Source organism: Roseospirillum parvum, assembly GCF_900100455.1.
GTDB classification, from domain to species: Bacteria; Pseudomonadota; Alphaproteobacteria; order Rhodospirillales; family Rhodospirillaceae; genus Roseospirillum; species Roseospirillum parvum.
On record NZ_FNCV01000003.1, the window covers coordinates 162,756 to 187,815 of the forward strand.

Consider the following 25,060-nt stretch of genomic DNA (forward strand, 5'->3'; position numbering starts at 1 on the left):
TCAGAATGCCTGACCCAGGCTGATGTAGATCTGATAGGCGTCGTCGATGTCCTTGCGGCGGTCCAGCGGCATCGCCACGTCGAGCCGCAAGGGGCCGATCGGGGTGTAGTAGCGGGCCCCCAGGCCGGCCCCCCAGTACCACGTCTCGTCGAACGGCGGGGTGGCTTCGTCGCTCAGGGCGCCGCCTTCGAGGAAGGGCACGATGCCGATCGATTCGGTGATCTTGATGCGCATTTCCAGGCCCACCTCGGCCAGCCCGCGGCCGCCGGTGGGGTCGTTCTCCCGGTCGAGCGGCCCGATCAGCTGGTGGCCGTAACCGCGCACCGAGCCGCCGCCGCCCGCGTAGAGTCGTTTCGAATGCGGAACACCCCGGGTCGAGGCGCCGACGATGCTGCCCAGCCGGCTGCGCGCCGCGGCGACGAAGCGGCCGTTCTCGTCCAGCCGCTGGTAGATCGAGCCCGACACGCTGCCCACGACAAAGGCGGTGGGGCCATCCAGGAAGCCGGCATAGGGGGTGGCCTCGATTTCCAGCCGCGACCCCTCGGTCGGGTCGAGCAGGCTGTCGGTGGTGTCGCGTTTCAGCCGCGCTGGCAGGCCGGCGAGGTAGGTCATCTCGGAGATGCCGTCCTTGCCGGTGGTGTCGGTAATATCCAGCGACACCCCCAGGGCGCCGCTCCAGGTATCGTTGAAGCGACGCTCGACCCCCAGGGAGCTGCCCAGGCGGGTTTCCCGATAGGCCTCGTAGTCGACCCGCTCCAGGGTGAGGCCGGCCAGCAGGTCCTGGTCCTGGGCCAGCAGCCAGGGTTTGCGCAGGTTGAGGTCGATGCCCTGGCGGGCCAGGGCGGCGGTGCCGGTGATGCGGAAGGTCTCGCCCCAGCCGAACAGGTTGCGGTCCTCCCAGTAGGCCTTCACCCCCGGCCCCTGGCTGGAGGAATAGCTGGCCCCGGTGCCGATGGTGCGCTGCTTGGCCTCCTTGACGGCGCCGGTGATGGCCACCCGGCCGTCCGGCCCGGGCTGGCCGACCGCCACCTGGACCGAATCGAACAGCCCGCTTTCCCGCAGGCGGCGGCGCCAGGTGTCGACCCGGCGCTGGTCATAGGTCATGCCCTCGCGCCAGGGGGCGAGGATGCGCAGGAAGTCGGGCGCGGTGCGTTCGAGGCCGCGCACCCTGAGCTGCCCGAAGCCGGCCTGCCCGGCCGGGTGCAGCACCAGACGGACCATCATCTCGCGCCGGGCGTGATCGACCCGGACCGTGCGCTGGCCGGCCTCGGCGTGGGGGTAGCCGGCGTTCCGGGCCATTTCGACCAGCGCCGCCTCGGCATCGAGCACCGTCTGGGCCAGGGCCGGGCGGCCGCTGACCAGCCCCACCTCGGCGGCGTTGGCGGGCAGGCCCTGGGGCACCCCCAGGGCGCCGCCATCGGGCGTCTCGTAGACCACGTCGGCGCCGGCCAGGAAATAGCGTGGCCCCGGGGTGACGGCGATGCTGACCTGATGTTTGTCCTCGCCCTCGGGCGTGATGTCGAGGGCCAACTCGGCGGCGTAATAGCCCTGGGCGCGCAGCACCTTGTCGAGGGTTTCGAGATCGCCCTCGGCGCGCCGCCGCAGCCCGGCCAGGGTGGCCGGAGGCTTGTCCTGCATGGCCTTCAGGGTGGAACTGCCGACCAGGGCGCTTTCCAGCCCCTCCACCTCGCTTTCACCGCTCAGGGAGATGCGGGTTTCATAGTCGGCGTCGGCCGCCGCCGGAGCGGCGACGGACAACAACAGACCCACCGCGAGGCAGGCCAGCCAGAGGGAAGGGCGAAGGGGGATTGCCACGGGCGCGCCGACTCTGTTGCTCGGGAACTCACACCCCCCGACTGTAGGCAGGCGCACCCCGGGACACAAGCACCCCGGGGTGAAACCGGGCCCGGCGCGCGGGGCCGGCGCTCAGAAGCCGATCAGCGGCTGGGTCAGGCGGCCGACCAGCCCGGAGAAGCGGGTCGGTTGCTCGTTGGCGATCAGGCACAGGCAGGGGTGGTTGCCCTCGGCCACCGGCTGGTGCGGGGTGTCCGGCTCCAACTCGGCCACGTCGCCGGTCTGGTAGAGGGCGCGTTCGTCATGGAAGGCGCCGTCCAGCACGCAGGTCAGCTCCAGGCCGCCGTGGTCGTGGTGGGGCAGGGTGGTGCCGGGGGCGATGCTGAGCAGGCGCGCCGTGCCGCCGCCCCGGGTGCGCCGCATGACCGACAACTGACGCACCCCCGGGGCGAGCCAGCGCCAACCCAGGGAACGCCGCGCCTGGGCCGCCCAGGAGGGGCCATGCAGGGCATTCATCTGACGGGCCAGCGGGGCCGGCATCCAGGCCGGGGCGTTACCGTCGGTGGCCGGCGGCGGGGGCGGTTCCGGCTCGTCGAGGCGGGCCATCATGCGGCTCAGGGCATCATCGGCCAGCGGCGCCGGTTGGCTGGAATCGAGCAGGGCGCCGCCGATCATCTCGCCCTCGGCGACCAGGGCCCGGCAGGCCGGGCAACTGACCAGATGGCAGGAGACGACCAGGGCCAGCCCCTCGTCCAGGGCGCCGGCGGCAAAGGCCATCAGGGTGGCTTCGCTGGGGTGGTGGCGGGTGTCGGTCATGGTGGCGTTTCCGAAAAGTGAGGCAACGACAAGGATCAGGCGCCGGTTGGCGGGGGGTCGGGCAGGGTCTCCTCGGCCAACGTATCCTTGCCAAACGTATCCTTGCCCAACCCTTGGCGGATGCGTTTCATGGCCAGCCTCAGGCGCGACTTGACGGTGCCCAGGGGCACATCCAGGTGGTCGGCGATGGCGCCGTGGGCCATCTCCTGGAAGAACGACAGGTGCACCACCTGGGCCTGTTCCGGCGGCAGGGTGGCGATGGCCCGGCGCACCTGCTCGGCCTGCCGGGTCTGGTCCAGCCGCTCGTCGGGCAGCGGGGTCTCGTCCACCGGGTCGGGCAGGTTGTCCTCCCAGGGCAGCGAGGCCGCCGGGCCGCCCCGGCCGTCGCGCCGCAACAGGTCGATGCGCCGGTTGCGGGCGATGGTGAACAGCCAAGTCGCCGCCTCGGCCCGCTGGGGGTCGAACAGATGGGCCTTGCGCCAGACCATCAGCATGGCTTCCTGCACCACATCCTCCGCCTGGTTGGGCTGGGCTCCCAGCCGCATCAGGTAGCTTTTCAGGCGTGGCCCGAAATGGGCGAACAGCCGGGCGAAGGCGGCGCGGTCACGCCGCTGCCCGACGGCCACCAAAAGGGCCGACCAGTCGCTTCCGGCATCACCGGCCGGGTCAGGCTGGCTCACGTCTCAAGCCTCCCCTACGCTGCGGGTGTGCGGGTGGATCACCCCGCACACTGGGGTTGGACGAATTTTCCTCACCGTTTGGTTCATATCCCCACGCTCGATGTTACCATTGCGCTCCACCAGGGTCCGTTCGCGGCCCATTTAACGCCTTTTGCCCGGGGTGGCGCAATCGGGGGGAGTGATCCAGCCGGCGCCAATGGGCGTAGGGATTGTCAGGGATCGCGGCGACGCGGCGGCTCGACCGCGCGCCGGCCAGACAGAGGGACGAAAGACAAGGGATGAGTCACATCAGCGCACACCCGGGGGGCGGCCTGGACATTGCCGTGGTCGGCTCGGGGATCGGCGGGCTGTCCGCCGCCTGGCTTCTGTCGCAAGGCCATCGGGTGACCCTGTACGAGGCCGAGCCCCGCCTCGGCGGCCACACCAACACGGTCGAGGTGCCCGACGGCCGCGACCCGGCGAAAAGCTTCGCCGTGGATACCGGGTTCATCGTCTACAACATGCGCAGCTATCCCAATCTGGTCGCCCTGTTCGACCATCTGGGGGTGGAGACCACCGCCACCGACATGAGCTTCGCCGTGTCGCTCAACGGCGGTGGGCTGGAGTACAAGGGCGGCGACAGCCTGCTCGATCTGTTCGCCCAGCCGACCAACGCCCTGAAACCCCGCTTCTGGCGCATGATCGTCGACCTGCTGCGCTTCTACCGCGAGGCGCCCAAGCTTCTGGAAAGTGATCCCCAGGGTACCCTGTCGCTGGGCGACTACCTGAAGCGGGAAAACTACTCGGCCGCCTTTGTCGAGGACCACCTGCTGCCCATGGGGGCGGCCATCTGGTCGTGCCCGATGGAGGAAATGGCCCGCCACCCGGCGGTCGCCTTCATCCGTTTCTGCGACAATCACGGGCTGCTTCAGGTCAACAACCGGCCGGTCTGGCGCACCGTGGTCGGCGGGGCGCGCAACTATGTCGAGCGGTTGACCGGCGATCTGGCGGCGGTGCGCGTCGGGGCCGCCATCCAGGCCATCCGGCGTGATGATGAGGGCGTCACCCTGACCGACGCCAAGGGCCACCAGGCCCGCCACGACCACGTGGTGATCGCCGCCCATGGCGATCAGGCGCTGGCCATGCTGGCCGATCCCAGCGACGCGGAAACCCGGCTGCTCGGCCACTTCGCCTACCAGCCCAACGTGGCCTACCTGCATCGGGATGTCTCGCTGATGCCCAAGCGCCGCCGGGCCTGGGCGAGCTGGGTCTATCTGGGCGAGGTGAGTGGGAACGCAAGCGGCCTGAACAAGCGCGATCTGGCGGTCAGCTACTGGATGAACTCGCTGCAGCCGCTGCCCGATCCGACGCCGCTGATGGTGACGCTTAATCCGCCCTCTCCGCCGGCCGCCGACAAGACCTTGCAAACCTTCAATTATGCCCATCCGTTGCTGGATGGCCCGGCGGTCGCCGCCCAATCGGAGTTGTGGCGCCTTCAGGGGGCACGGCGGACCTGGTTCTGCGGCGCCTGGTTCGGGGCCGGTTTCCACGAGGACGGCCTGCAATCGGGCCTCGCGGTGGCCGAGGCGCTGGGCGGCCGGCCCCGCCCGTGGACGGTGGACAACCCCTCAGGACGCATCCATCTGGCTCCCCATGGCACCATGAGCGCCACCCCCCTTGCCGCGGAGACCACCCCATGAACGACGCCCCCCTGGTCAGCGGCCTGTACGAGGCCAAGGTGATGCACCGCCGCCTGAAGCCGGCCCGCCATCGCCTGGACTACCGCATGGTCACCTTTCTGCTCGACCTCGACGAGCTGCCCGAACTGGACCGCCGGATGCGCCTGTTCGGCTTCGATCGCCCCGGTGTGGTCAGCTTCAGGAGCGCCGATCAGGCCGACGGCCAGACCCCCTTGCGGGAATGGATCGAGGCCCGGCTGGACGAGGTGGGCCTGGGCATCGACGGCGGGCCGGTGCGCATCCTGTGCCTGCCCCGGGTCATGGGCTACGCCTTCAATCCCTTGAGTGTGTGGTTCTGCTACCACCGTGACGGCACCCTGAAAGCCCTTCTGCACGAGGTCCACAACACCTTCGGCGAGCGCCACGCCTACCTGATCCCGGCCCCGGAGCCCGATGCCAAGGGGATCATCCGCCAAAGCTGCGACAAGGATTTCTTCGTCTCGCCGTTCATGGACATGCAGATGCGCTACCACTTCCGCATCCGCCCGCCGACCGGGGCCGAGGGCGAGACGGTGGTGGTGGCCATCCACCAGACCGACCCCGAGGGGCCGATCCTCCATGCCTCGCTGGTCGGCGAGCGCCAGCCGCTGACCGACCGCACCCTGGCCCTGGCCCTGCTGCGCCATCCCCTGGTCACCTTGAAGGTGATCGCCGGCATCCACTGGGAGGCCCTGCACCTGTGGCGCAAGGGCCTGAAACTGCGCGACCGCCCCAAGCCGCCCCCCCTGATCACCGTGGTCGGCCCGGCTGGCGCCGGCTGACCCGCGCTCGTTCCGTTCTCCTCTCCCTTTAGACCAGTCGAAGAGCGTAGCTGCCATGACCGAGACTTCCTCCCGTTCGTTGACCGCGCCCTCCCTGGAAGCCGCCGCGCTCGAGGCCGCCCTGCCGCCCGAGTTGACCGATGGCGGGCTCACAGGCCGCCTGCTGGGTGGTCTGTTGCGCCGCTGGCGGGTCGGTTCCCTGAGTGTCACCACCCCCGGCGGCCGCACCCTGAGCGTGCGCGGCGCGGTGCATCCACAGCGGCACGCCCATCTCGACATCCACCGCTGGCGGGCCATCCGCCGGCTGGTTCTGGGCGGCGACCTGGGGCTGGCCGAGGCCTACATCGATGGCGACTGGTCGAGCCCCGATCTGGCCGGCATGCTGACCCTGGGGCTGGCCAACCGCAACGCCCTGGACGGCGCCCTGGAGCCGCCGGCGCCCTTGCGCCTGTGGCGGCTGATCCGCCATCGCCTGAACGCCAACTCGAAGACCGGCAGCCGGCGCAACATCGCCGCCCACTACGACCTGGGCAACGACTTCTACCGCCCCTGGCTGGACGCCGGGATGCAGTATTCCTCGGCCTTGTATCGCCACCAGGAGGACGACCTGGAAACCGCCCAGGCGGCCAAGCTGGCCGAGATCCGGCGCCGTCTCGATGTCTCTCCCGGGGCCAAGGTGCTGGAAATCGGTTGCGGCTGGGGGGCGGTGGCCGAGGCGCTGACCCGCGACGGCGCCGAGGTGGTCGGCCTGACCCTTTCGAGGGAGCAGTTGGCCTTCGCCCGCCAGCGCCTTGAGCGGGCCGGACTGGCCGGACGGGCCGACTTGAGGCTTCAGGACTACCGGGACGCGGACGGCCAGTACGACGCCATCGTGTCCATCGAAATGATCGAGGCAGTGGGCGAGGAACACTGGCCGACCTACTTCCGGGTCCTGGCCGAGCGCCTGAAACCCGGGGCCAGCGCCCTGATCCAGGCGATCACCATCCGCGACGACGAGTTCGAGGCCTATCGCTCCAGCCCCGATTTCATCCAGCGCCACGTCTTCCCCGGCGGCATGTTGCCCAGCCCCGGCATCCTCAAGGCCCAGGCCGAGGCGGCCGGGCTGGGCGTGGCGGAGCCCTTGCTGTTCGGCCCCTCCTACGCCCGCACCCTGGCCGACTGGGACCGCCGCTTCCAGGCCGCCTGGCCCAAGCTCGACGGCCTGGCCCCGCGCAACGGGCGCGGCCGGCCGTTGGACACCGCTTTCAAGCGGCTGTGGGAGTACTATTTCGCTTACTGCATCGCCGGCTTCAGCGAAGGCACCATCGACGTCGGCCTGTGGCGTTTCACCCGACCGGCCGACTGATGAGCTTAAGCCGCCGCGCCCTAATCGCCTATGCCCTGCCGGCGGCGCCGCTGGCCCTGCCGACCATTCCGGTGCTGGTCATGCTGCCGGCGCTGTATGGTCAGAACCTGGGGGTGGCGGTGGGCGCCATCGGCGGCGCCCTGCTGCTGGCCCGGGTGCTCGACGCGCTGAGCGATCCCGTCGCCGGCTTCCTGAGCGACCGCCTGACCACCCGTTTCGGCCGCCGCAAGCCGTGGATGGCCCTGGGTGGGATCATCGCCGGCATCGCCCTGGTCCACCTGCTGGACCCGCCGGCGGGGGCTGGGGCCGGGCATCTCGCCCTGTGGGCCAGCCTGCTGTTCATCGGCTGGACCCTGGTCCAGGTGCCCTATCTGGCCTGGGGGGCGGAGATGGCGACCACGGCGCGCGACCGCACCCGGGTGACGGCGGCCCGCGAGACCCTGACCCTGGTCGGCATGGTCGCCGCCGCCGCCTTGCCGGTGGCGGTGGAAAGCTATGGCCTGGACCGCCCCGCCGCCCTGGCCGTTACCGCCTGGGTGGCGGTGGGGGCGGGGGCACTGGCCCTGGGAGGGCTGCTTTTTGCCGCCCGCGAGCCGGCACCGGCCAGCCATGCCACCCCGCTGGCCCTGTCGCCACGCCGGGTCTTCGGCCGCCTGCTCGCCGACCGACCGTTCCGCCTGCTGCTCGCCGCCTGGATGGTCAACGGGCTGGCGACCGGCATTCCGGCCAGCCTGTTCTCGCTGTACGTGAGCCATGTGCTGGCTGCCGACGGGCTGACCAACGCCTGGCTGGTGCTGCTCTACTTCGCCTGCGGGGTGCTCGGGATGCCGCTGTGGGTGGCCTTGAGCCACCGCCGGGGCGCGGGCTTTGCCTGGATCGCCGCCATGCTGCTGGCTGCCGCCGCCTTTGTCTGGGCGCCCCTGCTGGGGCCCGGCGACGTGGCCCCGTTCATCGGCGTCTGCGTCGTCACCGGGCTGGCCCTGGGGGCCGATCTGGCCCTGCCGCCGGCCATGCAGGCCGAGGTCATCCAGCGCGCCGCCGAGGCCGACCCCGGCGGCACCCGGGCGGCCAGCGCCTTTGCCCTGTGGAACCTGGGCACCAAGCTCAGCCTGGGGCTGGCCGCCGGAATCGCGCTGGGCGGGGTGGGGCTGTTCGGCTTCAACGCCGAGGCGGCCGACAACCCGCCCCGGGCGCTGCTCGCCCTGGCGGTGATCTACGCCGGCGCCCCCATCGTACTGAAGGGCATCACCGCCCTTTTGGTCCGCCGTTTCGCGCGGGCCATGGGGTGATCCCAGAGAACCTTCCAACCGACACGCGGAGAGCCGCTTGCCATGAGACGTCTGCCTGGGGCCCGTCCGGCCCGCAGCCTGCTTGCCCTCATCCTCCTCATTCCCTTTATCGCGGGGTGCAGCGACATGAAGATCGAAGACTTCAGGAACGGAACCCCGAAGCTCGAGCTGGCCGACTACTTCGCCGGCCAAACCGTGGCCCACGGCCTGTTCGAGGACCGCTTCGGCACCATCCGCCGCCAGTTCACCGTGGACATCCAGGGTGAAATGGACGGCGACACCCTGGTCCTGACCGAGGACTTCCAGTACGCCGACGGCGAGACCGACCAGCGCATCTGGCGGATCACCAAGACCGGCGAGAACACCTACGAAGGCCGGGCCGGCGACATCATCGGGGTGGCCCAGGGCCGGGCCATGGGCAATGCCCTGAACTGGCAATACGACCTGGATCTGCCGGTCGGCGACTCCACCTGGCGGGTGCACTTCAACGACTGGATGCTGTTGCAGCCCGGCGGGGTGATGCTGAACCGGGCCAAGGTCAGCAAGTGGGGCTTCGAGATCGGCTCGGTGACGCTGTCGTTCCACAAGCCGGCCGAGGCTGACCAGTCCACGGCGCCGAACGCCGCGGACTGATCGCGGGGCCCGCTTCAGGACCTTCTTCAGAACCCTGGAGTCCGAAGGTCACGCCGCAGCCGGTTCGTCACGCCGACCGGCTGCGGCACCCTTGGGGCCGATCAGCCGAAGATCACCCCGGGCAGCCAGGTGGCCAACTCCGGGAAGGCGGCCAGGATGCCAAGGCCAATCAACTGGATGATCACGAAGGGCAGCACACCACGATAGATGTGCATGGTGCTGATCGCCCTCGGCGCCACCCCGCGCAGATAGAACAGGGCAAAGCCGAAGGGCGGGGTGAGGAAGCTGGTCTGCAGGTTCATCGCCATCATCACCCCCAGCCACACCGGGTCGACGTCCATCTTGAGCAGGATCGGCCCGACGATGGGCACCACCACGAAGACGATCTCGATGAAGTCGAGGAAGAAGCCCAGCACGAACATCACCACCATGACCAGCAGCATGGCGGCGAAAGTGCCGCCGGGCAGGCTGGTCAGGAACTCGTGCACCATGTCGTCGCCGCCGAAGCCCCGAAAGACCAGCGAGAACAATCCGGCGCCGACGATGATGATGAAGACCATCGAGGAAATCTGGGTGGTCGCCCGGTTGACCTCGACCAGCACCCCGGCCCGGTGCACCCGCAGCAGGCTGACCAACAGGCCCCAGGCCAGCCCCAGGCAGGCCAGCCCGGCCACGACGATGGCGACCATGTCGCCGGTCGGGATTTCCTGGCGCAGGACCCGCAGATCGAAGATGCGGATGAGGACCAGCATCAAGGCCAGCGAGGCGAAGGCGGTGATGGTCGGCCACGGCTTCTGGCCCGGCTCGGCGAGGCGCACCCCGGCCAGCAGGATGGAGCCGACGGCCCCCACCGCCGCCGCCTCGGTGGGAGTGGCCACGCCGGTCAGGATCGAGCCCAGCACGGCGACGATCAGCACCACCGGCGGGATCAGCGCCTTGCTGATCATCGCCGCGGTTTCGCCGAAGGACAGATGGCCGGTTTCCTCGGCCGGGATGGGCGGCGCGGCCTTGGGGCGGAAGATGGCCACCCCGATGACGTAAAGGATGTACAGGCCGACCAGCCCCAGGCCGGGGATCAGGGCCCCGGCGAACAGGTCGCCGACGCTGACCGGCTCGGGCGACCAGTTGCCCAACGCCCGCTGGGCATCGGTATAGGCGTTGGAAATCTGGTCGCCGAGCAGGACCAGGACGATCGACGGCGGGATGATCTGCCCCAGGGTGCCCGAGGCGCAGATGGTGCCGCAGGTCAGCGACGGCGAATAGCCCCGGCGCAGCATGGTCGGCAGGCTGAGCAGGCCCATGGTGACCACGGTGGCGCCGACAATGCCGGTGGAGGCGGCGAGCAGCGCCCCCACCACGCACACCGAAATGCCCAGGCCGCCGCGCAGCGGGCCGAACAGCCGGCCCATGTTCTCCAGCAACTCCTCGGCCACCTTGGAGCGCTCGAGCATCACCCCCATGAACACGAACAGCGGCACCGCGATCAGCACCTCGTTGGTCATGGTGCCGAAGATGCGCTGCGGCATGGCGGCCACGAAGGCCATGTCGAAAACGCCGAGGAACCAGCCAACGATGCCGAACAGAAAGGCCGAGCCACCCAGGGTGAAGGCCACCGGGAAGCCCAGCAGCAGGAAGCCGCAGGTGCCGGCGAACATCAACAGGGCCATCACCTCGGCGAGCAGGGAGGGGCTCATCGGTCGTCCTCCCCGTCGTCGTTGCCGTCGTCGTCGCCGGTCACCGAGGGCACCGTCACCCCGGCCAGCCGGAGGCCGGCGCGCGCGACCATCGACAGGGCCTGCAAAACGACCAACCCGGCGAACACCAGGATCACCGTTTTCAACAGGAATACCGCCTGGATGCCGCTGGTTTCCTTCGACCCCTCGAAGACCCGCCAGCTATTGGCCACATAGGGGTAGCTGACCCAGGCGATGAGGGCGCAGAAGGGAATGAGGAAGGCCAGCGCGCCGAACAGGTCCACCATCGCCTTGAAGCGCGGCGAGGCGGTTCGATAGAACACGTCGACCCGGACGTGACCCTCGGTCAAAAGGGTGAAGCCGGCGCCGACCATGAAGATCAGGCCGTGCATGTAGACGATGGACTCCTGGGCCCAGATGAAGCCCAGGCCGAAGATGTAGCGCAGCACGACCACGGCGAACTGGACCAGGACCATGATCAGGGCCAACCAGGCGACGGTGCGGCCAATCCAGAGGTTGGTCCGGTCAACGGCAAGCGCGAAGCGGGAAAGGGGGGTCACGGGGGCCGTCCTTCACAGGCGGATCAGGCGGGAAAGGCTTCGTGAAACGGGAACAGGCCCCGGAGCGTCACGGGCTCCGGGGCCGTTCCGGCCAAGGCCTGGGGGCCTCAGCCGCCGTAGTTGAAGGGCAGCAGGCGGGCGTTCCAGTAGGCCTGGTCGGCCAGCTTGGACCAGCTGATGGCCATCTTGCGGAACTTCACGAAGCTGTCGTAGACGCGCCCGGTCATGGCGTCGCCGGCGGCGGCCTCGGCGACCACCTCGCCCGAGGCCTGGCCGATCGCCTTCATGACGTCGTCGGAGAACTTGCGCAGCTCAACCCCGTGCTGGTTGATCAGGGTGTTCAGCGCATCACCGTTGCGGGCCGTGAACTCGGCCAGGGTGAAGTTGTTCTCGGCGATCATGGCGTCCTCGACCAGGGCCTTCTCGTCGGCGCTGAAGCTGTTCCAGACGTCGAGGTTGATGCCGCAGGACAGGCCGGTGCCGGGCTCGTGGAAGCCGGGGTAGTAGTAGAACTTGGCCACCTTGTAGAAGCCGAAGGCCAGATCGTTCCACGGGCCGACCCACTCGGTGGCATCGATGGCGCCCGACTGCAGGGCCGGGAAGATCTCGCCGCCGGGCAGGCTGACGGCGGCGGCACCGATCCGGCGCAGCACCTCGCCCCCCAGGCCGGGCATCCGGATCTTCAAGCCCTTGTAGTCTTCCAGGCTGTTGATTTCCTTGTTGAACCAACCGCCCATCTGGACCCCGGTGTTGCCCGACAGGAAGGGCTTCAGCTTGAAGTCGGCGGCCAACTCGTCCCACAGCTCCTGACCCCCGCCGTAGTAGACCCAGGCGTTCAGCTCGGTGGCGGTCAGGCCGAAGGGCACGGCGGCGAAGAAGTTGAAGGCCTTCGACTTGCCCTGCCAGTAGTACTCGGCCCCGTGGTAGAGGTCGGCGGTGCCGTTGGAAACGGCGTCGAAGGACTCAAAAGGCGGCACCAGCTCGCCGGCGGCGAACACCTTCACGGTCAGCTTGCCGCCGCTGGCGTCGGTGATCCGCTTGGCCACGCGCTCGGCGCCGGTGCCCAGGCCGGGGAAGTTCTTCGGCCAGGTGGTGACCATCTTCAACTCGCGCATGCCCTGGGCGATGGCCGGAGCGGGGAAGGCGCTGGCCGCGGCCACCGCGCCGGCACCGGCGAAAGCGCTGCCCTTCAGGAAATCACGACGTTTCATCCTCTACCTCCCGGGTCGGTCATGGTTTTGTTTGGAACGCAATCAGATGGACCCCATCACGGCCCGGGCCGTCCGGGCCGATTATGAGTGAAGGGAAAGCATAGAGCCTTTCAGTCCGGAATCAACAAATGCCTTGGCCCATGAAGGGCTTGACCATGCCGGCGGAGGCATCCTCCAGGTTCTGGCGCGAGCTTCGGGTGAGATGGTCCGCTTCGTTGAGGGAGCTCCGTTCGGCCGTCGCGTCGAGCCGGCCCCAGCCGACCGCCGGCCGGTAGGCCTCAAGCGGCTGGAAGCGCTCCTTGTAGGACATCTTCGGGCTCTGGGCGATCCAGAAGCCCAGGTAGACGTAGGGCAGGCCCAGGGCCCGGGCGTGCTCGATCAGCCACAGCACGGTGTGGGTGCCCAGGCTGCGCTCGGTCTGCTCCGGGTCGTAGAAGCTGTAGACGGCGGACAGTCCGTCGTCCATGTGGTCGGCCAGACAGACCGCGATCAGCCGTTCGGCCGGATCGCGGAACTCGTAGAGGCAGGTCTCGATGGGGCTGTCCTCGATCATCGAGCGGTATTCGTAGTAGCCCATCAGGGCCATGTCGCTGCCGGCGTGGCGCCGCCGCTGGTACTCGGTGAACAGCCGGTAGTGCTCGGCCTGGGCGCGCGCCGGCAGGCGGCGCACGGTCAAATCGGCGTTGCGCTTGAAGGTGCGGGCAAGGGTGCGCCGGCGGGCGAACGCATCGACCACCACGCGCACCGGGACGCAGGCCCGGCAGGTCGGGCAGGCCGGGGCATAGGCAATGCCGTGGCTGCGCCGGAAGCCGGCCCGGGAAAGCTGGTTGTGCAGCGGCTCGGCCTGGGTGCCGGTCAGCTCGGTCAGCACCTTGCGCTCCAGCCGTCCGGGCAGGTACGGGCAAGGCATGGGCGCGGTGCTGAAAAAGAACCGCGGCCGGGCCGGTTGGCGTTGATCCATGGCTGCGAACGGTCTCCCCGAAGACCACCCCGGCGACCGGCGTTGGCTTGCCGCCAAGCTTGGAGCCTGTTTTGTTGAAAACGGGCCGGGGACGGGTCTTGCGTGATCTATCCCTGCTCGGTCCTGTCTAACACAGGGTGAGGGGGCCCGGCACCCCTAAAAGTGGGCTGACTGGAATGGTTCCACACAGCCTATTCCAGGATGCTGGGCATGGGACCTTCGTCCGGGGCGGCGCTGGCGGCGGTCGGCGGGGGATCGCGCAGCAGGATGATGCTCACCCGCCGGTTGCGGGGATCGTTGGGGTTGTCGGGGAACAGCGGGTCGTTGGCGGCCTGCCCGCCGACCCGGTTGATCCGGCCGTCCTCGACCCCGCTTTCGACCAGCACGCGCCGGCTGGCCAGGGCCCGGTCGGCCGACAGCTCCCAGTTGGAATAGCCACCGGGGGCGCCAAATCCCGCCGAGTCGGTGTGTCCGGAGATGGCCAGGTTCTTGTTCAGGTTGGAGACGATGCGCCCGACGATCTCCAGCAGCTTGCGGGTGTGCGGGTACATCGCCGCGCTGCCCGGCGGGAACATCGACTTGCCGTCCTGGTCGACGATCTGGATGCGCAGGCCTTCCGGGGTGTTGTCGATCAGCAGCGACTCTTGAAGCTCCTGAAGGTCCGGGGCGCTCTGCATGGCCTGACGCAGGGTCTCGGCGGCTTCCTCGAACTGCTCCTGCTCGCGCTTGGCGGCGGCCTCGGCGGCGGCCATGGCGAGGTCTTCCTCGCTCGGCTCCACCTGATCCTCCCCCGGCGCCTCGTTGGGATCGGTGACATCGGCCCCGCCCTGGCCGATGGACGGCGGCGGCAGCGACATCGGGATGGCCGGCGAGGAGCTGTCGGACGAGGCGGCGCCTTCCCCGACCACCTGACCGCCCAGCATGCCGCCGGCCCCACTGGTCGAGCTGGAAAGCGCGGTCGGCGCGAAATAGTCCGAAATGCCCTGGAGCTGTTCCTCGGTCACCGAGTTGAGCAGCCACAAGAGCAGGAAGAAGGCCATCATGGCGGTCACGAAGTCGGCGTAGGCCACCTTCCAGGCGCCGCCATGGTGGGCGTGGCCGCCCTTCTTGACCCGCTTGATGATGGTGACGCCACCCTCGGCGCCATGGGCTTCGCCGTTTTCTTCCTCGGCCATGGCAGCCTCTCCCGTCCAGTCCTCAGTCGGCGGTCAGGTTGGTCACCGTCTCTTCCACTTCCTGGAAGGAGGGGCGCACCGTGCCGGGCAGGATCTTGCGGGCGAACTCGATGGAAACCTGGGGCGCGTAGCCCTGCATGTGGGCCAGGAGGGCGGCTTTGATGCAGCGCAGGTATTCGGTTTCGGCGTCGTAGGCGACGGCGATTGCCCGCGCGAAGGGGGCGAAGAAGGCGTAGGAGAACAGCACGCCCGAGAAGGTGCCGACCAGGGCGGCGCCGATCAGGTGGCCCAGCACTTCCGGCGGCTCGGTGATGGCGCCCATGGTGTGGATGATGCCCAGCACGGCAGCCACGATACCCAGCGCCGGCATGGCGTCGGCCACGGTGCTGACGGCCTCCGCCACGGCGTGGTGTTCCTTGTGGTGGGCCTCGATTTCCTCGTCGATGATGGCTTCCATTTCGTGGGCGTTGTTGGTGCCCAGGGTGAGAAGCCTGAGGTAATCGCACAGGAAGGTCAGGGTGTGGTGGTCCTTGGCGAAGCCCGGGAACTTCTGGAACAGCGGGCTTTCGTCGGGCTTTTCCACATGGCTTTCAAGGGCCAGGTCGCCCTTGGTCTTGGCCAGCTTGAACAGCGAGTAGAGGCACGACAGAAGCTCGAGATAGCTTTTCTTGTTGTGCCTGGGGCCCTTCATCATCGGGCCGATGGCCTTCATGGTGCCCTTGATCACCGAGGTCGGCGAGCCAATGATGAAGCTGCCGATGGCCGCGCCGAAGATGATGACGAACTCGAAGGGCTGCCACAGGACGTCAAGGTGGCCGCCGGCCCCCAGGTAGCCGCCGATCACCGAGGCGATGACGACCAGCATGCCAATGATGATCAGCATCGGGCGGCCTCCCCGTCACGGCCAGCCGGCAACCAAGGCCGGCCGGCGGCCTCGACACATCGCTGTGAAGGAAAGGCGCGCACCGAAACTGCAACTCCCGAAAAGGGCGACCCGCGCGGCCCCACCCAAAGGGGGAAGGGCACCCCCCACTTAGACAACCCCTGGCCCGAAAAATCAACCGTATCGGCATCACCGGGGGGCACGGATGGGCCCCCCGGGTCGGCCGATCATCCTCAGCCCATGTTGAGGATGATGGTCTTCTTGTGGGTGTAGTGCTCCAGCATGGCTTCCAGCGAGGCTTCCTTGCCGACCCCGCTGCTCTTGATGCCGCCGTAGGACAGGTTGGCCTGCACCACCAGGTTCTGGTTGACCTGCACGAAGCCGGCCTCCAGCCGGTGGCTGGCGTCGAGCGCCGTCTTCAGGTCGCGGGTCCAGATGGTGGCGGCCAGGCCGTACTCGCTGTCGTTGGCCCGGGCCAGGGCGTCCTCATAGTCGGTGAAGCGGAAGATGCAGGTGACTGGGCCGAAGATTTCCTCGCGCGCCGGGGGGGCGTCGGGGGCGATGTCGGTGAAGATCACCGGCTGCACGAACAGACCCTTCTTCAGGGCCGGATCGTCGGGCAGCTTGGCGCAGCGGTTGGCCGTGCCGCCGGCCTTCTCGCCGGCCTCGATGTAGGCCTTCACCTTCTCCAACTGCTGCGGGCTGATGATGGTGCCGATGTCGGTCTTCTCGTCCAGCGGGTCGCCCATCACCATGTCGTTGACCGCCGCCTTCAGGCGCGCGACGAAGGCATCGTGGATGTCGGCGTGGACGAAGATGCGGCTGGCCGCGGTGCAGCTCTGCCCCTGGCGGGTGAAGCGCATGCCGCCCAGGGCGCCGGCGATGGCCTTGTCCATGTCGGCGTCGGCCATGACGATCATCGGGCTCTTGCCGCCCAACTCCAGGGTCACCGGGATCAGCTTGTCGGCCGCGGTGCGGGTGACGATGCGCCCGGTCTCCACCGAGCCGGTGAAGGTCACCTTGCCGACATCCGGGTGGGCGACCAGCGGACCGCCACACTCCGGCCCGTAGCCCGACAGGATGTTGAGGATGCCGGCCGGCAGAACCTGGTTCATGATCTGCACCACGCGCAGCACGGTCAGCGGCGCTTCCTCGGCCGACTTGACCACCACCGCGTTGCCGGCCACCAGGGCCGGGGCGATCTTCAGCGCCATCAGCAGCATCGGCACGTTCCAGGGGATGATGGCGCCGACCACGCCGATCGGCTGGCGGATGGTCATGGTCAGCATGTCGGGGCGGAAGGGCACGGTCTCGCCCTTCAACTCCGAGGCCAGGCCGCCGTAGAACAGGAACATGTCGGCCAGCACCGAGGCCTCGACCCGGCTTTCCGTGCGCAGCGCCTTGCCGGTTTCCAGGGCGATCAGCCGGCCCAGTTCCTCGACATGATCGGACAGCCGGCGGCCGCACTCGGTGATCAGCTTGCCGCGCTCGCGGGCGGGCAGGGCGGCCCACTCCTTCTGGGCCCTTTTGGCGGCCTTGACGGCGGCATCGACGTCGTCGGCGTCACCCTCGGCGGCGCTGCCGATGACGCTGCCGGTGGCCGGGTTGACCACGTTGAACACCGCCCCCGAGGCGGCCGGCCTGAGCGCGCCATCGATCATGTGCCGGCCGGAAATCTCGTCGGCCAGGGCATAGGGGTCGGTGTTGGGGGTAATGGACATGGATCGGCCTCTCGTGGATGGGGTGGCGGAAGTGCTTGGTGGGCGGACGTTTCGTCCCGTTGGGGGCGGGTGTGTTTCCAGCCTGTTGTTGGGGTTATTGCGCCGCCTCTTCTGGCAAGGTGGCGAGGAAGGCGGCGAACACGTCGCCCTGGACGGTGACATGGGCCCGCATGGCCTTTTCGGCGTCCTCGGCCCGCCCTTCGAGGATCGCCATCACCACCGAGCGGTGCTCGGCCAGCGAACTGTCGATGCGATCCTCGCGGGCATACAGCTGGTAGCGCCGGTAGGGGGCGGTCTGGTTGCGCAGCGACACCGCCATGCCGGCCAGATAGGCGTTGTGGGCCCCGGCATAGATGATGTCGTGAAACACCTTGTTGGCCTCGTAGTAGGCTTCGCGGTTGGCCTGGGTGTGCTCCACGGCGCAGGCCGCCAGGGCCTGTTCCAGCGCCGCGTGTTCGTCGGGGCCCATGCGCTGGGCGGCGAGGCGGGCGCACAGGGCTTCCAGTTCGGCCATCACCTCGAACATCTCGGCCAGCCGGTCGACGGTGATCACCCGCACCACGGCGCCCAGGCGCGGCCGCACCTCGACCAGCCCGGAGGACGACAACTGGCGCAGCGCCTCGCGCACCGGGGTGCGCGACACATTGAAACGGCGGGCCAGCGAGATTTCGTCCAGGCGGTCGCCGGGTTTCAGCCGGCCCTGGAAGATCTCTTCCTCCAGGGACCGGCGCAGGCGTTCGGCCCGGGTCGGGCGGCTGCGCGCCGGGCGCCCCGGGCCGGCCCCGGACTTCGCCGCCTCGCCGCCCGTTTCCCGGGCAGCCGCGACGGCCGGCGTGGTGGCGGGTACCACGGCATCGGAGGCGTCGGCTGGGGGTGGGGGGGTGCGGGCACTCACGGGCGGTCGGATCAGCCTGCTCATGAAGAAGGGACGGGCCGCCGAAGCGCCTTGGGGCCGACGGAAAGGCCGAGCCCGGCACCTGGGCATCTTTCTTGTATACAATAGCCGACAGGGACGCGCCAAGGCGCTTTGTCGCACCGAGTCCCGCGCTGCGTTTGCACGCCGCGCGACGTCAGCCCGCGCCAAAGGGTGGAACAACTCCGGTTTTCCTCGCCTCGACCCTTGTCAGCGCCCGAGACCTGGCGCACCATGCCGGGAGGGTCCGCGCCCCCAACCCGCCGAGGTGGCGCCGGGCCATGCCCAATCCCGACAGTCCGCCCATGGACAGCGAGCCATGGACAGCGAGCCAGGGAGTGCCGTCATGGTGACCAGTCCCGACAGCCAATCCGCCCCCTTCAGCCAGCGCTGGGTCAAGGTGCTGCGCCCCGAGGGATTCCGCGACATGGCCTATACCCAGTGGGGCGACCCCCACGGCAAACGGGTCTGCCTGTGCGTTCACGGGCTGACCCGCAACGGGCGCGACTTCGACGACCTCGCCGCCGCCCTGTCCGGCGACCCCGAGGTGCCGCGCCGGGTCCTCTGCCCGGATGTCCTGGGGCGCGGCAAGAGCGACTGGCTGGTCGATTCGACGGGCTACGATCTGGCCGCCTACGCCGCCGACATGGCCACCCTGATCGCCCGCTCCGGGGCCGAGGAGGTGGATTGGGTGGGCACTTCCATGGGCGGCCTGATCGGCATGCTGATCGCCGCCAGCCCGGGCACGCCGATCCGCCGTCTGGTGCTCAACGACGTCGGGGCCTTCATCCCCAAGGCGGCGCTGGAGCGCATTTCCGAGTACGTCAGCCGGCCGCCGGTGTTCGACGACCTGAAGGACCTGGAGGCCTACCTGCGCGACATCCACCGCAGCTTCGGCCCGCTGTCCGACGCCGCCTGGGCGCGGGTCGCCGAGCACTCCCACCGGATCGATGAGAACGGGCGCATCGCCATGCACTACGACCGCCGCATCGCCGCCTCGATCGCCCAGCTGGAGACCCTGGAGGATGTCGACCTGTGGCCGGTCTGGGAGGCCATCCGGGTGCCGACCCTGGTCGTGCGCGGCGCCGAAAGCGACCTTCTGACCGCCGCCACGGCGCAGCGCATGACCCACAGCGGTCCCCAGGCCAAACTGCTGGAAATCCCCGGTGTCGGGCACGCCCCGTGGCTGGCCTCGGCGGACCAGATCCAGCCCATCGTCGACTTCCTGGCCTGAGCCCCCTCGGGGCCTCAGCCGCCGGCCGTGCCGGCCACGTCCTGGATGAACTGCCAGGCGACACGGCCCGAGCGCGAGCCCCGGGTGATCGCCCATTCGTTGGCCTGGCGGTGCAGGGTGTCGCGGTCGATGCCAAGCTTGAGGTCGTCGGCGTAGGCGTCGACGATGTCAAGGAAGGTGGCCTGATCGATGTTGTGGAAGCCCAGCCACAGCCCGAAGCGGTCGGACAGGCTGACCTTCTCCTCCACCGCCTCGCCGGCGTGCAGGGCGGTCGAGCGCTCGTTCTCGATCATCTCGCGCGACAGCAGGTGGCGGCGGTTGGAGGTGGCGTAGAACAGCACGTTCTCCGGCCGTCCCTCGATGCCGCCCTCAAGGATCGCCTTGAGCGACTTGTAGCTGGTGTCGTCGGCGTCGAACGACAGATCGTCGCAGAACACCACGAAACGCCGCCGGCTGGCCTTTAGCACCTTCAACAGGCGGGGCAGGGCGGGAATGTCCTCGCGGTGGATCTCGACCAGGGCCAGGGCGCCCGGCCGCTGCTCCGGGCGCTCGGCGTTGAGGCTGGCGTGCACCGCCTTGACCAGCGAGCTCTTGCCGGTGCCGCGCGCCCCCCACAGCAGGGCGTTGTTGGCCGGCCGCCCCGCGACGAAGCGCCGGGTGTTGTCGAGCAGGCGGACCCGCTGCGCCTCGATCCCCTTGAGCAGGGCGAGGTCGACCCGGTTGACCTCGGCCACCGGGTCGAGCCGGCCGCTGTCGGCCTGCCAGACGAAGGCGTCGGCGGCCTCGAGGTCGTTGGTCGGCGGCGGCGGCGGGGCCAGACGCTCCAACGCCTCGGCGATGCGGGTCAGGACAGGGAGCAGGGGGGTGGGATCGGGCATGGCTCTGTCACGGCTCGGAGTGGTGGGGGTGGTCGGGGCGGCGACGGTAGCCGGGCCGGATTGCGTTTGCAACTGACGCCAAGGTCGCTATAGTCCGCCCCACTTTTCCCACACGCCATTTCCCATCCAAACTCGGCGAGGTTAGAGACATGCTGGTTTCCGCGGCCCACGCCCAGGCCGCCGGTGCCGCTCCGGCGGCCGGCGGGCTTGAGGCGTTCATTCCCCTGATCCTGATCTTCATCGTCTTCTACTTCCTGCTGATCCGCCCGCAGCAGAAAAAGATGAAGCAGCACAAGGAGATGTTGTCCCAGGTTCGGCGCGGCGACAAGATCGTCACCAACGGCGGCCTGATCGGCAAGGTGGTCAAGGCGGCCGATGACGAGCTTGAGGTGGAGATCGCCGAGAACGTCAAGGTCAAGGTGGTGCGCGAGATGATCGCCACCGTGGTCTCCAAGACCGAGCCCGTGGCCGGCGACAAGTCCGGCGACAAGCCGGCCGAAGGCGGCAAGGCCGAGGGGCTGAAGGGCATGCTGTCGGGCAAGAAGTAGGCCGGGGCGCCCCCTCCTGCTTAGGCCCGGCTCTGAACAACCCAGGTCAATGATATGAAAACGCTCGATTTCCCACTCTGGAAGGTCGTCCTCGTTCTGGCGGTGACAGGGCTTGGGGTGGTCTTCGCCCTGCCCAACCTGATGCCCCGCTCGACCCTTGATGCGGCGCCCGCGTGGTGGCAGCCGGTGAACCTGGGGCTCGACCTGCAGGGCGGCTCCTACCTGCTGCTCGAGGTGGAGATCGGCTCGGTGGTCGAGGAGCAGCTCGAGGCGGCGGTGGAAGGCCTGCGGGCCGGCCTCGGCCGCGAGCGCATCCAGGCCGGCGACGAGCGCATCATGTACCGCGACCTGGGGGTGCGCGACGGGGTGGTCTCGGTGCGCATCATCGAGCCGGCCCAACTGCCGGCGGCGCGCCAGGTGATCGAGGAGATCGATCCGGCGCTCGAGGTGGAAGAGGGGGCCGAGGGCCGCTTCACCCTGACCATGCGCCCCGAGGCGATCGAGGAACGGCGCAGCCAGGTGGTCGATCAGTCGATCGAGATCGTCCGCCGACGCATCGACGAGTTGGGCACCCGCGAGCCGACCATCCAGCGCCAGGGCGATTCCCGGATCATCGTCGAGGTCCCGGGCATCGACGATCCGGCCCAGTTGAAACGCACCCTGGGCAAGACCGCCAAGATGGCCTTCCATCTGCTCGACCCCAACGTCGGGCCGGCCGATCTGGCGGCCGGGCGGGTGCCCCCGGGCACCATGCTGCTGCCGGCCGCCAATCCGGAGCCGGGGCGCCCCTTCCAGTACGCCGTGCGGCGCAAGGTGGAGGTTTCGGGCGACCATCTGGTGGACAGCCAGCCGACCTTCCAGGACAACCTGCCGGTCGTCTCGTTCCGCTTCGACACCGCCGGCGGCCGGCGCTTCTGCACCACCACCCAGCAGAACGTGGGGCGCAATCTGGCCATCGTGCTGGACGACGAGGTGATCAGCGCGCCCGAGATCAAGGGCGCCATCTGCGGCGGCAACGGGGTGATCGAGGGCGGCTTCACCGTGCAGTCGGCCAACCAGTTGGCCCTGCTGCTGCGCGCCGGCGCCCTGCCGGCGCCGCTGACCATCCTTGAGGAGCGCACCGTGGGCCCCGGGCTGGGCGAGGATTCGATCCGCGCCGGCGCCTTCGCCAGCGCCCTGGGGCTGCTGCTGGTGGTGGTCTTCATGCTTGGCGCCTACGGCATGTTCGGCGCCTTCGCCACCCTGGCCCTGGCCGGCAACCTGTCGATCCTGCTTGGCGTGCTGTCCGGTCTGGGGGCCACCCTGACCCTGCCCGGCATCGCCGGCATCGTGCTTACCGTGGGCATGGCGGTCGATGCCAACGTGCTGATCTTCGAGCGCATGAAGGAGGAGATGCGCGGCGGGCGCAGCGTGATGAGCGCCGTCGACGCCGGCTTCCGACATGCCTTCAAGGCGATCATCGACGCCAACATCACCACCCTGGTGGCGGCCCTGCTGCTGTTCCAGTTCGGCAGCGGCCCGGTGCGCGGCTTCGCGGTGACCCTGGGGGTCGGCGTGCTGACCTCGATGTTCACCGCCATCATGCTGACCCGTCTGATGGTCGTGGTGTGGCTGAAGCGGCGCAAGCCGAAGATCCTGCCCATCGGCTGAGCCCCTTTTTCGAACCGAGCGTAAGCGAGACCCTGACCCATGTGGCGCGGCTTCAACATTCTGCCCCATGACACCAAGCTGGACTTCGTCGGCAAGCGGCGCATCGCCGCCATTGCCTCGGCGATCTTTCTGCTCGCCTCGGTGGGCTCCCTGTTCACGCAGGGGCTGAACCTGGGGGTGGACTTCGCCGGCGGCCTGCTGCTGGAGGTGCGCACCGAAGGCCCGGCCGACGTCGGCCAACTGCGCGACAAGCTGGGTGGCCTGGGCCTGGGCGACGTGGCGATCAGCAGCGTTGGCGACAGCGGGCGCGACGTGCTGATCCGGGTCGCCCGCCAGGGCGGCGGCGACGGCGCCCAGACGGCGGCGCTCGAGCTGGTCCGCCAGGCCCTGGGCGAGGAGGTGGAGTACCGCCGCACCGAGCTGGTCGGCCCCAAGGTGGGCGACGAGCTGAAGGAAGACGGGGCGATGGCCATCGGCTTCGCCCTGCTGGCCATCGCCGCCTACATCTGGTTCCGCTTCGAATGGCAGTTCGCCCTGGGCGCCCTGATCGCCTTGATTCACGACGTCATCGCCACCCTGGGCCTGTTCTCGCTGCTGCAGGTCGAGTTCAACCTGACCACCGTCGCCGCGCTGCTGACCATCGCCGGCTATTCGGTCAATGACACCGTCATCGTCTACGACCGGGTGCGCGAGGAATTGCGCCGCTACAAGGCGATGGATCTGCCCGATCTGGTCAACATGGCCATGAACCGGGTGCTGTCGCGCACCATCCTGACCTCCGGCACCACCCTGCTCGCCGTGCTCGCCATCTTCATTTTCGGCGGCGACGTGTTGCGCGGCTTCGCCTTCGCCCTGATCTGGGGGGTGGTCGTCGGCACCTATTCGTCGATCTATGTGGCGACGCCGCTGCTCATCCAGTTCAACCTGCGGCGCGGCACCGACGAGGAAGAGGAAGGCGACGTGCCGGCCCGCTTCACCGACAGCGGGCGGGCCGGAAGCTCGGCCGCGCCAGGGGATTTCGGGGCCGGCATGGATGCCAACAAGCCGGCCCAGAAGCTGGCCGCCGAACGCCTCGCCCAGGCCAAGGAGCAGGCCCGCGCCGAGGGTAAGGCACCGCCCCCCAAGGACCGTGGCAAGGGGCGGCGCTGACCCGACACCAAAAAGGGGTCGACCGATGGAGATCACCCCCGTTGCCCCGAGCGGCCGGCAGGTCATCCAGGCCTATGGTGACGGCGGCTTCCGCATCGCCGGCACCGACCACGTGGGCTCGGTGGTGGTGCTGGCCGAGCGCACCCTGGCCTGGCCGGTGATCGCCCCCGATGCCATTCGGGCGGCCGAGCTGGTCTCCCTTCTGAAAACCGGCCTTCTGAAAACCGGCGGTGTGCTGGATGTGCTGTTGCTTGGCACCGGGCCGCGTCTGGTCCGCCCGGCGCCCGGGGTGACCGCCGAGCTCAAGGCGGCCCTGGGCTGTGGCCTGGAGGTGATGGACAGCGCCGCGGCGGCGCGCACCTTCAATGTGCTGCTGGGCGAGGGGCGGCCGGCCGCCGCCGCCCTGATCGCGGTCTGATCCCGCCACCCTGCTTCTGAAAACCGGTCTGGGCCGGAAAATCGGTCCTGGAACGTGAAACAGCCGCCGAAGCGCTGGGCTTCGGCGGCTGCTCGGGCGGGCCCGCGGGCGGGCTCGCCGCGGCGTGGCGCCTGCCCCCCGGCGGCGCCGCGCCTTTGCTTTCTGGACCATCCCCGTCATCGACCGTTCGCGCGGTCTTGTCGCGGGGGCTTCCTCCCTGTTCGACCCGAGCCGGGTTTCCCTGCCCGGTAAGCTACGCATTCATGGCAAGTCTGTCACGCATTTTTTGCAGGGCTTTGTTACCACACGCGGAGTGGCTCCAAGCCTTTGTTAACCTGGGGTTTGGCAGACTGCTCCGGCACGCTGGCGAGCCGGGAGCCCCCTCCATGCCCATGATGCGACATCCGTTGAGTGCCCTGACGACGTCGAGTCTGGCCACGTCGATGAGTCTTGCCACGCTGCTACTGGGGGCGCCCCCGGTGCTGGCCGAGCCGCCGGTCTTCCAGCCCGACGCCGAGACCTGCCGGGTGCTGCGGGCCCGCTTTCCGGAAACGGCAACCGTCCCCGCCGAGACGGTGCCCGACGCCACCTACCGGCCGGGGGTGGATGCCTACGGGCGCGCGGTGGTGCCGGCCGAGGGGCCGGGCGGCGCCGACCCGCTGACCGAGTCCCTGAGCGGCCCCTTGCGCTTTCCCCTGACCGTCGATCCGCTGGCCTGGCAGGCGGCGCTGGGGGCGACCATTCCGCCGGGGCTCGAGGGGCAATTGGCCCTCGGCACCCTGGTTCTCGACCCCACCGACGGGGCGCTGACCCTGAACGGGGAGCCGCTCAACGCGGCGGCCCGGCAGCGCCTGTTGGCCGCCTGCCGCAAGGGGGACGCGCCCGGGCCCGAGTAGGGGCCGGGACCGATGGGCGTCGTTGCCAGCCGGGGCGCACTCCCGTACAGTGCGGCCACCGCCCGGCGGGCCTTCCGCCGGCGTCTCCCATGCCGAGTCGGCCAATTCCCGGCCGCACTTTCCCAGCTCCCAG

The 25,060-nt window shown here is 69.2% G+C and carries 22 protein-coding genes and 1 pseudogene; 11 read left to right on the plus strand and 12 right to left on the minus strand.

Going from position 1 to position 25,060, the window contains the following annotated elements:
- From BLR95_RS05865 to BLR95_RS05875, 3 genes are all read right to left on the minus strand, one after another.
- Complete coding sequence (locus tag BLR95_RS05865) at positions 1-1,758, minus strand: autotransporter assembly complex protein TamA (protein WP_218119496.1); 1,758 nt, start codon at positions 1,756-1,758, stop codon at positions 1-3.
- A gap of 168 nt (positions 1,759-1,926) precedes the next feature.
- Positions 1,927-2,610 carry a ChrR family anti-sigma-E factor gene (locus tag BLR95_RS05870; RefSeq protein WP_092616859.1) on the minus strand — a complete coding sequence of 228 codons (684 nt, stop codon included), beginning with the start codon at positions 2,608-2,610 and terminating at the stop codon, positions 1,927-1,929.
- A 35-nt stretch (positions 2,611-2,645) separates the two neighbouring features.
- On the minus strand, positions 2,646-3,290 hold the full coding sequence (locus tag BLR95_RS05875; protein WP_092616861.1) for a sigma-70 family RNA polymerase sigma factor: 645 nt from the start codon (positions 3,288-3,290) through the stop codon (positions 2,646-2,648).
- A gap of 278 nt (positions 3,291-3,568) precedes the next feature.
- Here BLR95_RS05875 and BLR95_RS05880 point away from each other — a divergent pair, with 278 nt between their 5' ends.
- From BLR95_RS05880 to BLR95_RS05900, 5 genes are all read left to right on the plus strand, one after another.
- Positions 3,569-4,969: an NAD(P)/FAD-dependent oxidoreductase gene (locus tag BLR95_RS05880; RefSeq protein WP_092616863.1), complete on the plus strand. Its 1,401-nt coding sequence runs from the start codon at positions 3,569-3,571 to the stop codon at positions 4,967-4,969.
- Entirely contained in the window at positions 4,966-5,769 is an 804-nt protein-coding gene (locus BLR95_RS05885; RefSeq protein ID WP_092616865.1) for a DUF1365 domain-containing protein, read from the plus strand. The genes BLR95_RS05880 and BLR95_RS05885 overlap by 4 nt, the downstream gene beginning before the upstream one ends.
- A gap of 55 nt (positions 5,770-5,824) precedes the next feature.
- Positions 5,825-7,114 carry an SAM-dependent methyltransferase gene (locus BLR95_RS05890; protein ID WP_092616867.1) on the plus strand — a complete coding sequence of 430 codons (1,290 nt, stop codon included), beginning with the start codon at positions 5,825-5,827 and terminating at the stop codon, positions 7,112-7,114.
- Complete coding sequence (locus BLR95_RS05895; protein WP_092616869.1) at positions 7,114-8,403, plus strand: MFS transporter; 1,290 nt, start codon at positions 7,114-7,116, stop codon at positions 8,401-8,403. The genes BLR95_RS05890 and BLR95_RS05895 overlap by 1 nt, the downstream gene beginning before the upstream one ends.
- A gap of 126 nt (positions 8,404-8,529) precedes the next feature.
- Positions 8,530-9,036 carry a DUF3833 domain-containing protein gene (locus tag BLR95_RS05900; RefSeq protein WP_245689296.1) on the plus strand — a complete coding sequence of 169 codons (507 nt, stop codon included), beginning with the start codon at positions 8,530-8,532 and terminating at the stop codon, positions 9,034-9,036.
- Positions 9,037-9,137: 101 nt separating this feature from the next.
- On the opposite strand, the gene BLR95_RS05905 is transcribed toward BLR95_RS05900, so the two are convergent.
- The 8 genes and pseudogenes from BLR95_RS05905 to BLR95_RS05940 all read right to left on the minus strand — a co-directional run bounded on the left by BLR95_RS05905 (position 9,138) and on the right by BLR95_RS05940 (position 18,136).
- The gene (locus BLR95_RS05905; RefSeq protein ID WP_092616873.1) at positions 9,138-10,730 is read right to left on the minus strand and encodes a TRAP transporter large permease; all 1,593 of its coding nucleotides are present in this window, start codon (positions 10,728-10,730) and stop codon (positions 9,138-9,140) included.
- A complete protein-coding gene (locus tag BLR95_RS05910; protein ID WP_245689298.1) occupies positions 10,727-11,290 on the minus strand; it encodes a TRAP transporter small permease subunit in 564 nt (187 codons plus the stop codon). The genes BLR95_RS05905 and BLR95_RS05910 overlap by 4 nt, the downstream gene beginning before the upstream one ends.
- Positions 11,291-11,397: 107 nt before the next feature.
- Positions 11,398-12,501: a TRAP transporter substrate-binding protein gene (locus BLR95_RS05915; RefSeq protein WP_092616875.1), complete on the minus strand. Its 1,104-nt coding sequence runs from the start codon at positions 12,499-12,501 to the stop codon at positions 11,398-11,400.
- Positions 12,502-12,739: 238 nt separating this feature from the next.
- Positions 12,740-13,462, minus strand: a pseudogene (locus BLR95_RS05920) (arginyltransferase); the annotation flags it as partial.
- A gap of 191 nt (positions 13,463-13,653) precedes the next feature.
- The gene (locus tag BLR95_RS05925; RefSeq protein WP_092616879.1) at positions 13,654-14,637 is read right to left on the minus strand and encodes a flagellar motor protein MotB; all 984 of its coding nucleotides are present in this window, start codon (positions 14,635-14,637) and stop codon (positions 13,654-13,656) included.
- A 22-nt stretch (positions 14,638-14,659) separates the two neighbouring features.
- On the minus strand, positions 14,660-15,520 hold the full coding sequence (gene motA, locus BLR95_RS05930) for a flagellar motor stator protein MotA (RefSeq protein ID WP_092616881.1): 861 nt from the start codon (positions 15,518-15,520) through the stop codon (positions 14,660-14,662).
- A gap of 233 nt (positions 15,521-15,753) precedes the next feature.
- Positions 15,754-17,241: an aldehyde dehydrogenase family protein gene (locus tag BLR95_RS05935; protein WP_092616883.1), complete on the minus strand. Its 1,488-nt coding sequence runs from the start codon at positions 17,239-17,241 to the stop codon at positions 15,754-15,756.
- A 94-nt stretch (positions 17,242-17,335) separates the two neighbouring features.
- A complete protein-coding gene (locus tag BLR95_RS05940) occupies positions 17,336-18,136 on the minus strand; it encodes a GntR family transcriptional regulator (RefSeq protein ID WP_245689302.1) in 801 nt (266 codons plus the stop codon).
- A 364-nt stretch (positions 18,137-18,500) separates the two neighbouring features.
- Here BLR95_RS05940 and BLR95_RS05945 point away from each other — a divergent pair, with 364 nt between their 5' ends.
- On the plus strand, positions 18,501-19,388 hold the full coding sequence (locus BLR95_RS05945; protein WP_092616886.1) for an alpha/beta fold hydrolase: 888 nt from the start codon (positions 18,501-18,503) through the stop codon (positions 19,386-19,388).
- A 14-nt stretch (positions 19,389-19,402) separates the two neighbouring features.
- On the opposite strand, the gene BLR95_RS05950 is transcribed toward BLR95_RS05945, so the two are convergent.
- Complete coding sequence (locus tag BLR95_RS05950) at positions 19,403-20,266, minus strand: ATP-binding protein (RefSeq protein WP_092616888.1); 864 nt, start codon at positions 20,264-20,266, stop codon at positions 19,403-19,405.
- A 149-nt stretch (positions 20,267-20,415) separates the two neighbouring features.
- On the opposite strand from BLR95_RS05950, the gene yajC reads away from it, so the two are divergent.
- From yajC to BLR95_RS05975, 5 genes are all read left to right on the plus strand, one after another.
- Positions 20,416-20,814, plus strand: a complete 399-nt coding sequence (yajC, locus tag BLR95_RS05955; protein WP_092616890.1) for a preprotein translocase subunit YajC — start codon at positions 20,416-20,418, stop codon at positions 20,812-20,814.
- Between the two features lie 54 nt (positions 20,815-20,868).
- A complete protein-coding gene (secD, locus tag BLR95_RS05960) occupies positions 20,869-22,464 on the plus strand; it encodes a protein translocase subunit SecD (protein ID WP_092616892.1) in 1,596 nt (531 codons plus the stop codon).
- Positions 22,465-22,503: 39 nt separating this feature from the next.
- Positions 22,504-23,613, plus strand: coding sequence for a protein translocase subunit SecF (secF, locus tag BLR95_RS05965; protein WP_092616894.1), 1,110 nt, complete (start codon positions 22,504-22,506; stop codon positions 23,611-23,613).
- Positions 23,614-23,638: 25 nt separating this feature from the next.
- Positions 23,639-24,031 (plus strand): Mth938-like domain-containing protein, encoded by a 393-nt coding sequence (locus tag BLR95_RS05970; protein WP_092616897.1) that lies wholly within the window; start codon positions 23,639-23,641, stop codon positions 24,029-24,031.
- Positions 24,032-24,417: 386 nt separating this feature from the next.
- Complete coding sequence (locus tag BLR95_RS05975; RefSeq protein ID WP_143130944.1) at positions 24,418-24,927, plus strand: hypothetical protein; 510 nt, start codon at positions 24,418-24,420, stop codon at positions 24,925-24,927.
- Positions 24,928-25,060 lie beyond the last annotated feature (133 nt).